Origin of the sequence: Salinicola salarius, from assembly GCF_003206135.1 — a bacterium.
GTDB lineage: Bacteria > Pseudomonadota > Gammaproteobacteria > Pseudomonadales > Halomonadaceae > Salinicola > Salinicola salarius.
Window position 1 is genome coordinate 107401 of the sequence record NZ_PZJT01000010.1, and the last position, 14117, is coordinate 121517.

General features: G+C 63.7%; 14 protein-coding genes. 4 read left to right on the forward strand and 10 right to left on the reverse strand.

The annotated features are described in order from the left end of the window. Nucleotides 1-31: 31 nt before the first annotated feature. Entirely contained in the window at nt 32-1183 is a 1152-nt protein-coding gene (cfa, locus tag DOM32_RS11250) for a cyclopropane fatty acyl phospholipid synthase (protein ID WP_110634513.1), read from the reverse strand. Nucleotides 1184-1604: 421 nt separating this feature from the next. On the opposite strand from cfa, the gene DOM32_RS11255 reads away from it, so the two are divergent. Further along, complete coding sequence (locus DOM32_RS11255) at nt 1605-1907, forward strand: MTH1187 family thiamine-binding protein (RefSeq protein ID WP_110634517.1); 303 nt, start codon at nt 1605-1607, stop codon at nt 1905-1907. Nucleotides 1908-1979: 72 nt separating this feature from the next. Here DOM32_RS11255 and DOM32_RS11260 read toward each other — a convergent pair whose 3' ends face one another. Continuing rightward, nucleotides 1980-2360: a hypothetical protein gene (locus DOM32_RS11260; protein ID WP_087718990.1), complete on the reverse strand. Its 381-nt coding sequence runs from the start codon at nt 2358-2360 to the stop codon at nt 1980-1982. A gap of 145 nt (nt 2361-2505) precedes the next feature. After that, nucleotides 2506-3414 carry a LysR family transcriptional regulator ArgP gene (locus DOM32_RS11265; RefSeq protein WP_071232165.1) on the reverse strand — a complete coding sequence of 303 codons (909 nt, stop codon included), beginning with the start codon at nt 3412-3414 and terminating at the stop codon, nt 2506-2508. A gap of 92 nt (nt 3415-3506) precedes the next feature. Here DOM32_RS11265 and DOM32_RS11270 point away from each other — a divergent pair, with 92 nt between their 5' ends. Next, nucleotides 3507-4130 carry a LysE/ArgO family amino acid transporter gene (locus DOM32_RS11270; RefSeq protein WP_110634521.1) on the forward strand — a complete coding sequence of 208 codons (624 nt, stop codon included), beginning with the start codon at nt 3507-3509 and terminating at the stop codon, nt 4128-4130. Between the two features lie 47 nt (nt 4131-4177). Here DOM32_RS11270 and DOM32_RS11275 read toward each other — a convergent pair whose 3' ends face one another. Continuing rightward, complete coding sequence (locus DOM32_RS11275) at nt 4178-5545, reverse strand: TrkH family potassium uptake protein (protein WP_110634524.1); 1368 nt, start codon at nt 5543-5545, stop codon at nt 4178-4180. 46 nt (nt 5546-5591) lie between these two features. Then, nucleotides 5592-6248 (reverse strand): potassium channel family protein, encoded by a 657-nt coding sequence (locus DOM32_RS11280; RefSeq protein WP_157957070.1) that lies wholly within the window; start codon nt 6246-6248, stop codon nt 5592-5594. Between the two features lie 260 nt (nt 6249-6508). On the opposite strand from DOM32_RS11280, the gene DOM32_RS11285 reads away from it, so the two are divergent. After that, nucleotides 6509-7954, forward strand: coding sequence for a sodium-dependent transporter (locus DOM32_RS11285; protein ID WP_071232169.1), 1446 nt, complete (start codon nt 6509-6511; stop codon nt 7952-7954). Between the two features lie 176 nt (nt 7955-8130). Here the strand turns inward: DOM32_RS11285 and DOM32_RS11290 are convergent, their stop codons facing one another. Beyond that, a complete protein-coding gene (locus DOM32_RS11290; protein ID WP_110634530.1) occupies nt 8131-8952 on the reverse strand; it encodes an SIMPL domain-containing protein in 822 nt (273 codons plus the stop codon). 136 nt (nt 8953-9088) lie between these two features. Here DOM32_RS11290 and DOM32_RS11295 point away from each other — a divergent pair, with 136 nt between their 5' ends. Continuing rightward, nucleotides 9089-10018, forward strand: coding sequence for a cobalamin-binding protein (locus DOM32_RS11295; protein WP_157957071.1), 930 nt, complete (start codon nt 9089-9091; stop codon nt 10016-10018). 153 nt (nt 10019-10171) lie between these two features. Here the strand turns inward: DOM32_RS11295 and cobO are convergent, their stop codons facing one another. The 4 genes from cobO to DOM32_RS11315 form a co-directional block, all read right to left on the reverse strand. Beyond that, nucleotides 10172-10771, reverse strand: coding sequence for a cob(I)yrinic acid a,c-diamide adenosyltransferase (cobO, locus tag DOM32_RS11300; RefSeq protein ID WP_071232171.1), 600 nt, complete (start codon nt 10769-10771; stop codon nt 10172-10174). A gap of 58 nt (nt 10772-10829) precedes the next feature. Beyond that, nucleotides 10830-11138 carry a winged helix-turn-helix domain-containing protein gene (locus DOM32_RS11305; RefSeq protein ID WP_110634533.1) on the reverse strand — a complete coding sequence of 103 codons (309 nt, stop codon included), beginning with the start codon at nt 11136-11138 and terminating at the stop codon, nt 10830-10832. Between the two features lie 88 nt (nt 11139-11226). After that, entirely contained in the window at nt 11227-12216 is a 990-nt protein-coding gene (locus tag DOM32_RS11310) for an SDR family NAD(P)-dependent oxidoreductase (protein WP_071232173.1), read from the reverse strand. Nucleotides 12217-12275: 59 nt separating this feature from the next. After that, nucleotides 12276-13898, reverse strand: a complete 1623-nt coding sequence (locus tag DOM32_RS11315) for an ArnT family glycosyltransferase (RefSeq protein WP_139284311.1) — start codon at nt 13896-13898, stop codon at nt 12276-12278. Between the last annotated feature and the right edge of the window lie 219 nt (nt 13899-14117).

Genomic DNA, 14117 nt, shown 5'->3' on the forward strand with positions numbered 1-14117 from the left:
GTGTGGAGAAGTCGTGGGGGTGGAGAAAAACTCAGCGCGGCGAGTCGTAACGTCCACCCCGGTCGTTGGAGTAAACCACCTGCCACAGCTGGATGTCTCTTGCCCGGAAGGCGCCAGCGCAGGAGCCGAGGTAGTAGAGGAACATCCGCTTGACGCGTTCGCTGTAGTTGCCGGCGATCTCGTGCCAGTGGGCGAGCAGATTCTCCTGCCAGGCCATCAGCGTGGTGTCGTAGTCGGCGCCGAAATTCTGCCAGTCTTCCATGACCAGCTTGCTTTCGCTGGCATCGGCGATCTGCTGAACCGAGGGCAGGATGCCGTTGGGGAAGATGTACTTGTTGATCCAGGGGTCGATGCTGACTTCATTGGTATTGGAACCGATGGTATGCAGCACGAACAGGCCGCCCGGCTTCAGCAGGCGCTTGACGGTGTCGAAGTAGGTGGCGTAGTTGCGCTGACCCACGTGCTCGAACATACCGATCGAGACGATACGGTCGAATTCGCCGCTGAGCTCGCGATAGTCTTCGAGAATGATCTCGACCGGCAGGCCGGCACAACGCTCGCGGCCCAGCTTCGCCTGTTCTTCGGAGATGGTGATGCCGGTGACTTCGACGCCGTAATGGCGGGCCGCGTGTTCGGCGAAGCTTGCCCAGCCACAGCCGATATCGAGCACTTTCATGCCGGGTTCGAGACCAAGCTTGCGGCAGGCCAGATCGAGCTTGGCGACCTGCGCTTCGTGCAGCGTCCGGGCTTCCTTCCAGTAGCCGCAGGAGTAGCACATGGTCTCGTCGAGCATGCGGGTGAAAAGATCGTTACCGAAATCGTAATGCTCCTTGCCGACGATGTAGGCCCGCGCCTTGCTCTGCAGGTTCACGAAGCTCGACTGCAGCTTGTAGACGACGCGCTCCTTGGTGGTATGGGCGACGCCGCCAAGCCCATGACGGAGCAGTCGGTGAATCATTTCGTCGATACGGTCGCACTCCCACCAGCCGTCCATGTAGGCTTCGCCGAAGCCGATGGAACCCTGGCGGACGACCCGGGAGAACAGGTCGGGGTGGTGGACGCGAATGTCCCATGGCTGGTCGCCGTTGAGGGTGACACCGGATCCTTCCAGCATTTTCTCGATGGTGTGACGAGCGCGAGTGTCGGGCAGTGCGACTGGGGCGATTGGTGTATTACTGGTCATGGTTTTTCCTAGCAAGGGGCGCGTAACGTACCTTGGCCATCCGGCGCTATCACTCCGGTTGAACGGCGAAAAACGACCCGTTGACTTGCGGGTTCGACCGCGCTGACGCATTTGTTCGGTCATTTTCCACTCGATTGAAAACAGTCCGAAGAGTCAAGCCATGGCCTGGAAACGTGACGCTCCACTGTCCCTGTTCCCTATTGTTAGACGACTTCATCAGCGTTGATACATTGCGTGCTAACGGCTTTACCGTCAATAAGCCTAGCGCTATTGGCGCAATAGTCTAGGCTCGGTCATGCCTTTCCAGACGATTGGCGTTCGATGGCCTCTTTTGGCTCGTCTAACGACTCACAGTGAACCTTAGGCCAAAATATGCATAGTTGATGTCGATCAAGTTGAAAAATCGACACAGGAGGGAAAAATGCACGTCATCGTTGATCTATGTGTCGTTCCTTTGGGGGTCGGCGTCTCGGTGTCGCCCTATGTGGCAGAGTGCCAGCGCGTGATCGAGGCTTCCGGGCTTCATTATCGAATGCATGCTTACGGCACCAATATCGAAGGCCCTTGGGACGAGGTGATGGCCGTCGTCAAGGCCTGCCACGAGGAGGTGCATGCCATGGGCGCGCCGAGAATTACCACGACGCTGAAGATGGGAACCCGCACGGATCGGGAGCAGCGCATGGATGACAAGGTCGAGAGCGTGGAAAACCTGCGCCGAGCGTAGCGTAGAAAGCCCCGGCGGTCGTTTGACCGGCGGGGCTCGATGATCTTGTCTGGTTGGGAACTGGGTCAGAATTCAGCGACAGCGGATCGTCCAGGTGGCCTTGTAACCATCTCCTTCTTGCGTGGCGGCCTGAAGTTCGGTGTCTTCGTCGACGGTCGCGCCTTCGAGCTGGTCGTTGGCATTGGCCGCCTTGCTGGCGCCGTCTTTCGGTCCCATCATGTCCTGTTCGACGATCACGAACTCGTCACGATCCTGAGACTCGCATTGTTCCAGGGCGCGCTCCTTGGCGTTGGCCAGTGCCTCGTCCTGATCATCGCCCAAACCGGTCACGACATAATCGGTAGTGTCCTTCTCGATCGAACTGCTGTCGCTGGCGCAGCCGGCAAGGGCGCCTAGTGTAAGCAGTCCGGCCAGGGCCATCCATACCGGGGTTCTGGTGGCTGTCTGCATCATGTCACTCACTCCTTGTGTCGTGGTTTCCCGCATTCATGGTGGCATCGTCCATTTGACTTGCCATTCATTCTAGACCGTGCCTGCTGATCTTCAAGTCATTGGTTATCAAGAGGAATCCTGTCGCCATTGTGCGACGAGGGCGTTTTCAGCCAACGGCAGCCGACGACGCTTCCGGGGCTCTCAGCCAATTGTCGCCAGCGGAAACGAGGTGGGCCGTGAGCGCATCGAGCAGTTCACCGCCATGGCGCCAGAAGTGCCAGTACAGCGGCACGTCCAGCGGTCGCTGCGGATCGAGGTCGACCAGGTCGCCTCGGGCCAATCCATCGGCCCCCTGGCTCTCGGGGATCAAGGCATAGCCGATACCGGCAAGCACCATGTGCAGCACGCCTTCCGACGACGGACACAGGTGATGCGGGAACGGATCCTTGAAACCATGGAAATCGAGATAGCGTTGGTGCAGACGATCGTCCGGGCCATAGAGAATGGCGGGCGCCAGTTCCAGCGCCTGATGGGTCACGCCCTCGGCGAAATGACGATCAGCAAACCTAGGGCTGGCCATGACCCGATAACGCATGGACCCGAGCGCGCGGGCACGAGCGCCCTGTACCGGACGTGCGGTGGCGCAGATGCAGCCGGCCACCTCGCCGTCGCGCATGCGGCGCAGCGCCACTTCCTGATCGTCCACGACCAGGTCGAGCAGGACGCCGCGTCGATGGCAGAAGTCGCCCAGGGTCGGCGCCCACCAGGTCGCCAGGCTGTCGGCGTTGATCGCCAGCCTGAGACGATGCTTGCCCTCGCCGAGCGCCGGAATCCTGTCGAGAAGATCATGCTCCAGCAGGCGTACCTGCTGAGCGTGATTCAGCAGCCGCTGGCCCAACGGCGTAGGCAACAGCCGGGGCGTGCGAACCACTACCGGTTGGCCCAGCCTCGCCTCCAGCAACTTGATGCGCTGGGAGACTGCCGACTGGGTCAGATTGAGTTGCTGCGCGCCGCGGTCGAATCCGCCCTGATCGACGATGGCAGCCAAGGCCTCCAGAAGTTTGTAGTCCAGCATCAAATTTTCTAATGCCTCATTAGCATGTTCATTTTTATTAATAGTCGATTTCGCGGCATGATGCGAACCCCTGCCTTTTCGAGATCACGATAGTGGGAAACTCCCTTCTTCACGGCCTGTTGATCGGCGCCAGCTTGATCGTGGCCATCGGCGCGCAGAATGCGTTCGTCCTGCGCCAGGGCCTGCGCCGCGAGCACGGCTGGCTGGTGGCGGGGATCTGTGCGGTCTGCGATCTGCTGCTGGTCGCATCCGGGGTGGCGGGGCTCGGGCCGCTGATCACTTCGAGCGCCGTGGTCTTGCTGCTGGCGCGATGGGGCGGCGTGGCCTGGCTCGTATGGCAGGCGCTGGTGGCGTTCAAGCGCGTCGCCCGCCCTGAGTCCATCGCGTTGGCCATGAACCATGTGCCCGAGACCGGCGTGAGCCTGGCAAGCGCAAAGCCAGTGGTGATCGCGACGCTGGGCGTGACGCTGCTCAACCCGCATGTCTATCTGGATACGGTCGTGATGCTGGGCATCATTGGCGGCCAGCAGTCCAGTCCGGCGGGATTCGTGGCCGGGGCATCGCTGGCTTCGCTGATCTGGTTCTTCGGGCTGGTGGGGTTGGCTCACTGGCTGTCGCCGCGGCTGCAGAATCCGCGCTGGTGGCAGGGCATCGATATCACGGTCGGGGCGATCATGCTGCTGATCGCCTGGCAACTCGCCACGCGAGCGCTGTGAACGCGGTCTCGAGTGTCCGGTTTCATCATTAGCCGATCTGACTTTCATTAGCCGATCTGAATTTCGCCCTTGGCGTAGCGCACGCCCTTCGCCTGGCGGGTGGCGAGGAAATAGCCTACCGAGAGCGGCCCGACACGACCCAGCAGCATCGTCAGGCCCAGCAGGAATTGCCCGGGCAGCGAGAGGTCGCTGGTGATGCCGCGGGACAGCCCCACGGTGCCGAACGCGGAAACCGTCTCGAAGGCCAGATCGAGGAACGAATGGTCGCCATCGGTGATGGTGAGGCCGAACAGCGTCAGGACGACCAGCAGCACCCCGGCCAGCGCGACGGTGATCGCCTTGATCACGGTTTCCTGAGTCATCGAGCGGCCGAAGGCCGTTGGGTGTTCGGTATTGCGGTAGAACGCCCGGGCGGTCAGCAGCAGCACGACGAATGTGGTGATCTTGATGCCGCTGGCGGTGGAACTCGAACCGCCCCCGATGAACATCAGCAGCATGACGAGGAGGGTGGAAGCATCGGTGAGCGAGCCGATCTCCAGGGTATTGAAGCCGGCCGTGCGCGGCGTGACGGCCTGGAACCAGGCCGCCTGTACCTTGGTGAAGAGATCGCCCAGCCCGCCGAGGGTGGCGGGATTGGACCACTCCAGCCCGAGCAGCATCGCGGTGGCGATCACGTTGAGCCAGAACGTGGCCAGCAGCACGACCTTGGTCTGCATGGCCAGGCGCGACCAGCGGCGATGACGATAAAGATCGCTCACCACCACGAAGCCGAGCCCGCCGACGATGAACATCAGCGTCACCGCACCGTTGACCAGTGGGCTGCCCACTTCCTGAATCAGGCTATCGGTAAAGGTCGAGAAGCCTGCGTTGTTGAATGCGGAAACGGCGTGGAAGAGGCTGTGCCACAGGCCTGCCTTCAGTCCGTACTCGGGGACCCAGTGCCACGCCAGCAACAGCGTGCCGACGCTCTCGGTGAGGAACGCGAAGGCGACGACCAGCTTGATCAGATCGCGGATATCGCTGAAGGCGATCTCGCCCAGCGCCTCGCGGACGAGATTCTGCTGGCTCAACGGCAGACGCGTTCCCAGCAGCAGGACCGTGAGGGCAGCGAAGGTCATGAATCCCAGGCCGCCGATCTGGATCATCACCAGCATCACCAGCTGGCCGACGAACGTCAGGTCCTGGCCGGTGTCGATCACGCTGAGGCCGGTGACGGTGATCGCGGAGGTCGCGGTGAACAGCGCTTCGTGCCAGGCCAGGGGGCGCGTTGCACTACCGGGCAGCCAGAGCAGCAGCGCGCCGAGAGCGCAGAGCAGGGCAAAGCCGATCAGCAGGATTTCCGGCGGCGACAGCCGGATGACCCCGCCGTGAGGCGAGCGGCGAAAAGGCTTCTTCAGGCGTTGCCAGCGTCTCACGAGGGCAGCTCCGAACCGGGATCGGAGAGGGTGGGCATCGGGGAACTCATATTTGCTTGCCGATCTCGCGCAGGGCCTGCAGATCGCCCATCAGGATCAGGCTGTCGCCGGTCTGCAGTGGGGTCTCGTCGGAAGGATTGTGGAGCACCTCCTGGCCACGTTTGATGGCGACCAGAGACAGCGCATCACGATCGAGCGCGAGACTGGCAACATTGGTGGCGTTTTCGAGCAGGCGTTCGGTGGTCTCGATCTCGACGATGAACTGACGCTCGCCCAGTCGAATGAAATCGACCATGGCATGGTAGTTGAGACTCTCCGCCACCCGCACACCGACATCGTATTCCGGATAGACCACGCGATCGGCACCGAGACGCTTGAGCAGCTTGTAGTGGGAATCCGAGTCCGCCTTGGCCCAGATCTCCTTCGCGCCCAGTTCCTTGATGTGAAGCGTGCAGATCACGCTGGTCTCGACATCGTCGTCGACAGCGATGACGACGACATCATAGGCGTCCAGCGAGAGCTCTCCCAGCGCCTTTTCGTCGGTGAGGTCGGCTATCACGGCATGATCGAGGATGTCCGAGAGGGCGTCGACCCGGGTGTCGTCCGAGTCGACGCCCAGCACCTGGTTCTGGTGGCGTTTCAATTCACGCGCGACGGTACTGCCGAAATAGCCCAACCCCAGAATGGCGAAGTGCCGGGACATCGGAATCTCCTTGCGAAGCTCTGCCTGGAATGAAACATCCGCCGAACGGATTGGATCATCGTCGTGTGCCAAGCTTTGCACAAGCCCCGGCATCCCACCAACCATGAGGCGGTCGCGCATGTGTCTCGTCGACGCTACAATCCCCCGCCGCATCGCCCGTCATCGGGATACTTCTGCCCGCCATGGGCGATTCTTTGCGCCGGATCCGGGCTTGATAGGGCCTGACTCGATCAGGCCTTCCACTGGAACGACGAGGAAGCATGACCGCAATCGCATCACCCAAGAACCTGTGGCTGGGACGCTGGGGCTTCGTCCTGGCGGCGACCGGCTCTTCGGTAGGCCTGGGCAACATCTGGAAGTTCCCCTACATGACCGGCGAGTATGGCGGCGGGGCGTTCGTCATGGTCTATCTGCTGTGCATCGCCGCCATCGGCGTGCCGGTGATGATGACCGAGATTGCGCTGGGGCGACGCGGGCGGGGCAGCCCGATCGACGCCATCCGCCGGGTGGCGAGAGAATCCGGGCGCAGCGGCCTGTGGTCGGGGCTCGGCTGGATGGCGATGCTGTGCGGCTTCATGATCCTGTCGTTCTATGTCGTGGTCGCCGGCTGGGCGGTCTCCTATCTGTGGAAGTCGCTCAGCGGCGGCCTGAGTGCCGATAGTGTCGAAGGCATGGCGGCGATCTTCGGCGCCAACAACGCCAACCCCTGGAACCTGGGGTTCTGGAGCACGCTGGTCACGCTGGCGACGATGGCGATCGTGGGACTGGGCGTGCAGGCGGGTATCGAACGCAGCGTGCGCTGGATGATGCCGGGGCTGGTGATCATGCTGGTGATCATGATCGTCTATGCGTTCTTTTCCGGCAGCTTCGGGGCCGGGGTGCATTTCCTGTTCGCCTTCGATCCCGGCAAGCTCACCGGACAGGCGGTACTGGCCGCGATGGGGCATGCCTTCTTCACGCTGTCGCTGGCCTCCGGCGCCATTCTGACTTACGGCGCCTACCTGCCGGCCGGCCAGTCCATCGGTCGTACCACGCTGATGGTCGCCATCTGCGATACGCTGGTGGCATTGATGGCCGGGCTGGCGATCTTCCCGGTGATCTTCGCCAACGGCATGGACCCGGCTTCCGGCCCCGGCCTGATCTTCATGAGCCTGCCGCTGGCGTTCCAGCAGATGCCGCTGGGTGGCGTGATCGAGACGATCTTCTTCCTGATGCTCACCGTGGCCGCGCTGACCTCCGCCATCTCGATGATCGAAGCCACGGTCGCCTGGCTGAACGAAAGTCATGGGATTTCGCGCGCCAGGGCAGCCTGGGGCGTCGGTATCCTGTTGTGGGTGGTGAGCACCCTCGCCATGCTGTCGTTCAACGTCGGCGCGGACTGGAAACTGGCGGGGCGCCACTTCTTCGACTGGCTCGACTTCCTGACCTCGCGCTTCCTGATGCCGCTGGGCGGGCTGGGAACCGCGCTACTGGCCGGATTCGTGTTGCGGCGGGAGAGCCTCGAGGAGGAGCTGGGGCTGCCTTCGGCGGTTCACGCGCTGTGGCGATTCGCGATCCGTTACGTCTGTCCGCTGGCCATCGTGGTGGTATTCCTGGACGCGCTCGGCGCCCTGGGGGCCGGGTTCGACTGGCGCTGGATCGCCGCCATTCTCGCCCTGGCGCTGGTGGGGGAGATCGTGCTCGGTCGCGCAATGCGGCGGGCATGAGTTCCGTTTAGCCGTCTGTGGCGTCAAAAAGGGGAGCGCGAGGGTTCTCCCTCGCAATGACGCGCGAAAGGTTGGTTAACACTCGGTCAGTAGTCAGCTGGCTCTGCTTGAATGTATTACTGGATAAAGGGATTTGTAACGGCTTCGGGCGGGCTTCAGCGCCCGCCCGAACGACATCAGTCGTCGATTTCCCAGATCACGCTGACGCCCGCATCGATACTGATCTCGCCACTGCGATACTCGGCCGAGCTGCCGCTGCTGTCGGCCTCGGCGGCGCGCATCATCATTTGCGGCTGATAGCGGGGCGCGGTGGTCTCCTGGATGTTGACGACGTCGCCCAGATCCACGTCCAGCGTCTTCGCCATCATCCTGGCCTTCTGGCGCGCCCGCTCGAGGGCCTGCTCGAGCGCTCGGTCGTCGGCGGCGTTGCTGTCCTGCAGCCCGTAGCTGACACCGTCGAGGGAATCGACACCGGCGGCGGTCAGGGCGTCGAGCACACGCGGCAGCCGGTCGAGCTCGTTCAGCGTCAACGACACCGAGCGTTCGACCTGGGTGCGTACCTTCGGCGGCGCATTGTCATCGCCCCGGCTGGCGGTCTGCACATAGTCGGGGCGCACGCTGAGCGAGCCGGCGCGGATCTGCTTGCTGTCGACACCGGCGTTTTCCAGCGTCCGTATCAGCTCGCCGGTGCGGGATTCGAGCCGGTCCCGCGCTTCCTTGATGGCGTCGCTGTTGCCCGATGTTTCCTCTCCCTGGACCTGGGCGGGCGTTCGCTCCGACAGCCGGGCATTCAGCGTCGCCTGGTCCGGCGCGACATCGATCGTCGCGTTGGCCTGGACCTGAATCTGACGCGGTGTCTTGTCGGCGAGTGCCGGCGTGGCGAGCGTGAGCGTCGCCAGCGCGCCGGCCAGACCCAGGCCGATGGCGCGGCCGAGCGCGCCATGGCGCTTCGACGGCCGGGCGGCAACCCGTGAGTGGTTGAGCGTGGAGAGAGACATGGCATTTCCTCTGTCGAGAAACCGGTATCGAGAAGCGTCGTTCGCGCGGAGGCGAACGTTGCATGGACGCCTGCAGCGCCATTCGGTTCCCATGCTATGCTCGCCCGCGCCATTAACCCAACCCGCCGAGTCGATGATGCGCTGTCTTTCCCTATTGCCGAGCCGATCGAGATCCGCCGTCGGTCGTCGGTCGCCAGGTTCGTTGCTGGCGGTCCTGCTGGCGCTGGCCGGCTGGCCGCTCGCCAGCGTCGCGGCCGGTGACGCCGAGACCATCAGCGTCGAGGACGCCAGCGGTCATACCGTGACACTGGCGCAGCCGGCCGAGCGCATCATCGCGCTGGCGCCGCATCTGGTGGAGTCGAGCTATGCCATCGGCGCCGGCAGCCAGCTGGTCGGCGTCATCGACGGCAGCGATTTCCCGCCGGCGGCGCGGCAGATCGATCGTGTCGGCAGCTATCGCGGCATTCCGCTCGAACTGATCGTCGCCAAACGGCCCGATCTCGTGCTCGCCTGGGGAAGCGGCACGCCAGCGTCGCTGGTCGAGCAGTTGGAGCGGCTGGATATTCCCGTCTATCGCAGCGAGCCGCGCCGGCTCGGCGAGATCGCGGATGAACTGCGGGATATCGGCCGGCTCACCGGACACGCCGCGAAAGGGGAGCGCGCCGCGCAGCGTTTCGAGGCGGCGCTGGACGAGACCGCCCAACCGCTCTCGCCGCCGCCGCGGGTGTTCTATCAGTTGGGGCAGTCTCCGCTGACCACGCTGGCGGGCGGCCAGATCGTGACTCAGGTCATTCGTCATTGCGGTGGAGTGCCACTGTTCGACGACGCTCCGGTGCTGGTCCCGCAGATCGGCTGGGAATCGCTGATCGAGGCGCAGCCGCAGGTGATTCTGGCAGCGGGCAACGACGATGGCTGGCAGGCCTTCTGGGCCAGCCACGACGAGCTGCCGGCGGTACGCGACGGCGCGCTCTACACACTGGAACCGGACGCCATCAGCCGCCCCGGGCCGCGCATGATCGAAGGCGTGCGCGAGGTATGTCGAGCACTTGCTGAGGCGAGCCGCTAGCCGACGAGTCGATAGCCGAAACGGAACTATTGGCCGCGTTTCATAGCTCGTGGCCCTTGGTCCTTAGCTCTTGGCCCGCAGCTCTTAGCTCTTAGCTCTTAGCTCTTAGCTCTTAGCTCGCAGCTCGCAGCTCGTGGCTCATGACTCGTGGCTTTAGTAGTCGATGCCGCGACGCGCTTGAATTCCCGCATTGAAGGCGTGCCGGGTCTCTTGCATCTCGGTGACGGTATCCGCCATCTCGACCAGCTCGCGGTGCGCATTGCGCCCGGTGACGATGACGCTCTGCTCCGGCGGACGGTTGGCGATGGCGCGCCTGACCGTTTCGAACTCCAGATAGCCGAACTTGAGCATGTAGGTGAGCTCGTCGAGCACCACCAGATAGACGTCGGGATCGGCGAGCATCCGTTCGGCTTCCCGCCACACTTCTAGACAGGCCGCGGTGTCGCTGTCGCGGTTCTGGGTCTCCCAGGTGAAGCCCGTGGCCATCACGTGGACCTCGAGACTGGGATCGTCGATCAGCCGGTCGCGCTCGCCGCACTCCCACAATCCCTTGATGAACTGGATCACGCCGACACGGTAGCCGTAACCCAGCGCGCGGGTGACGGTGCCCCACGCCGCCGTGGTCTTGCCCTTGCCGTTGCCGGTGAAGACCAGCAGCAGGCCACGCTGCTCGGTGGCGGCGGCGATCTTTTCGTCGACGTGGGATTTGAGTTTCTGCATGGCTTGCTGGTGACGCTGCTGGCGATCACTCATGGGGAGCTCCAAACGGTATCGATTGCCTTTTCCGGGCGGTGCGAAGAGAGAGCCCGACTCAGGCCCCGGGAAGCGGATAACCCAGGGCTTCGGCGATCTCGCCGGCGTGGCGTTCCAGCCAGGCCGGCGAGATCGGCCCCCAGTCGCGGATCACGTAGCGCCCGATCTGGTGACGCTCGCCCTCGGACTGTTCGAATTCACAGCGGATATCGAGTTCGCCCAGCGCTGCCAGGGTGTCCTGGGCGGTACGACGCGGCATGCCGCTGATCTCGACGATGGCCGGCACGCTCGCGGCGAGGCCGGTGTCGATCAGGTGGGCGACATAGAGGCGGCGGTAGAAGCTGGTGCGGGTCTTGCTCAGGGGCATGCGCGGGCTCGTCGAATGGGCGTCAGAGGCCAGATGCTACGCCAATGCGGCCCGTTCGACGACCGTTGACCGCGTGAGGGGACGCGGCTCAGGTGGGCATCGCTTCCAGCATGAGCTCGCGATAGTCGAGCAGCCAGGCAACGAAGCGATCGATGCCCCGCTCGAGAGAGACCTGAGGCGTGTAATCGATGACCGACCGCAACTTGCGGGTATCTGCCCAGGTGCGCTCGACGTCGCCCGGCTGCATCTGCTTGAAGTGTCGGGTGGCAGTGGCGCCCAGGCGCTTTTCCAGCGTGTCGACGAAGTCGAGCAGGGCGATCGGCTTGCCGCGGCCCAGGTTGTAGATTTCGTGGGGTGCCGAACGATCCGGGCCGGGGCCGGGCGCGTGGGGCAGCAGCCGCACGATGCACTCGACCACATCGTCGATATAAGTGAAGTCTCTCGCCATGCGGCCGTGGTTGAAGATCGCGATCGGCTCGCCGCGCAGCAGGCTGGCGGCAAACAGGCAGGGCGCCATGTCCGGTCGCCCCCACGGGCCGTAGACGGTGAAGAAGCGCATGCCGGTGGCCGGCAACTGGTGCAGGTCGGCGTAGCTGTAGGCCATCATCTCGTTGGCGCGCTTGGTCGCGGCGTAGATCGAGGCCGGCTGATCCACGGGGTCCGTTTCCCGAAATGGCAGCGTCTTCTGGCGACCATAGACCGAACTGGAGGAAGCGTAGAGCAGATGCTCGATCCCGTGGCGCTTGCAGACATCGAGCACGTTGAGAAACCCCGTCAGGTTGCTGCGGCCGTACTCGTGGGGATGGTCGACGGAATGACGCACGCCGGCCTGCGCTGCCAGATTGACGACGTGGGTGAAGCCCTCGCGCGCGAAAAGCGCATCCAGCGATGCCAGATCCGCGATATCCAGATGGTGAAAGGGGACGCCCGTTAACCGGTCCACGCGCGCCTGCTTGAGCGAGACGGCGTAGTAGTCGTTGAGATTGTCCAGCGCGACGACCTCGTGACCATCGCGAGCGAGGCGGTTGGCCAGGTGGAAGCCGATGAACCCGGCGGCGCCGGTGACGAGTATTTTCATGCCAGTTTTCTATCCTTAAACGAACCTTCACCGCTTTAGCCGCTGGTGAGGATTGAATGTCATCCATCACACGCGGGTATCCGGGAAGCCAGCGATAGCGCCCTGACGGGGACGATATCCAGCTTACCTCCACGATAATCGAAGACGTGAGCAGCACCGTCGTTGGCGATCAATGAACGAAGATCGCGGTCGCGGCCCACGATCCAGCCGTCGGGCGCCCGGCGCCTGAATTCACACAGCTCCGCAGGGTCTCCGCTCAGCGTGGCGAGCGGCCTTTTCAACCGGCCTGCAAACTGGAAGGTCGCCTGGTAGCCGTCGCCATCGAAGGCGACGGGCACGCCGTCGAGTTCCAGCCGGGCGAGCAACTGACTGGCGGCACTGACGTCGTAGCGGCTCCAGAGCGGTGCCAGCATCAACTGGGTGGCGATCAGCACCGCGATACCTGTGCCGAGGGCGAGCCCTCTTGCCGCCTCGGCGCCGCCATGCCAGCGCTGTCGCCAGAGAACGAGGGCGAAGGCGATCAGCACCAGGATGCCGAAGGGCGACACCATCGAGCGGGTCACGGCACCGGCGCCGAAAATCTCCAGCGCAAGGGCTATCATGGCGAGCAGAACGATGGCTGTCGCCGCCAGACGAGGACGCAGTATTTTCCGGGAGGCGACACGGCCAAGGCCGTCCATGACGAGCAGCGCCAGCGCCGGCAGTAGCGGCATCAGGTAGTGAATCTGCTTGCCACTGATCAACGAGAAGGCGAGCAGTGGCCCGGCCAGCCAGATCCAGGCCAGCCGTTGATGCCGATATGTCGGGAGCCGCCACCAGGCGCCAGGCGACAACGACCAGGGAAACGCCAGCAGAGCAAGCCAGGGCAGATACCACCAGGTGGGTCTGGCATGAGCCATGGCGTGCTGCAGGCGATCGACGCTCTGGCCCCAGAGCAGGTCCTGGGCATAGTCGCGCCCGCCGATCCAGGCGGCAGGTAGCGCCCAGGCCGCCAGCATGGCGATGCCCAGCATCAGGACCAGGGCAAGGTGGCGCCGGCCCGACGGCCCCAGTGGCGCGGCTCGCCATAGCGGAATCGTCAGCAGAATCGGGCCGAGGGTCACGAAGGCGGCCGGACCCTTGGCGAGCAGGGCCAGCCCCAGCCAGAGCCCGCTGATCGATGCCTTGCGCAGGGTGAACTCACCCGCGATCAGAGGGGAGATGGTGCCCAGCAGGCAAGCACTCAACAGCACATCGAACATCAGGGCGCCGCTGTAGAGCTGCCACATCAGCATGGCGCTCAGCACCATGGGTGCCAGCCGTGCCTGGCTGCCGGCGTAGCCCAGACGACGGGCGATACGGTAGAGATGCATCATCGCGACCAGCGATGCCAGCGGCGAGATCAGCTTGGGCCACCAGTCGTTGACCCCGAACAGCGACCAGCCGGACTGGATCAGCCAGAACAGCAGCGGTGGCTTGTCGGCATAGGCTTCGCCGTTCATCAGCGGCAGCCAGAAGGCGTGGGCGTTCCACATCTCCCAGGCGACCGAGACGTAGCGGGTCTCGTCGATGGGTGTCAGCGGCCTGGCCAGGGCGCTGGCGAGCGCCATTGCCCAGAGCAGGGCGATGACGAAGGTATCCCGGTATCTGGCTTCCCACTGCAGGAGCGATAGAGTGTGCGAGAGTCTGCGGGTGGTGATCATCAGATCGCGCCCCAAGATGGCTGAGGGAGGCTACTTTGATGGCGTTCCCTTAACGAAACATTATCGGGAACGGAAGGCGATCGGCGGCCAGCCTGGCGCTGGGCGCCGGTGGCATGAATGAGGCGCAAGGCGCGATAAGAAACCGTTAAGGTGGGTATGTCTCAATAGGATCGAATGGGCGAGTTCCTGTCGAGCTCCCTGATGGTCAACGAAGACGGA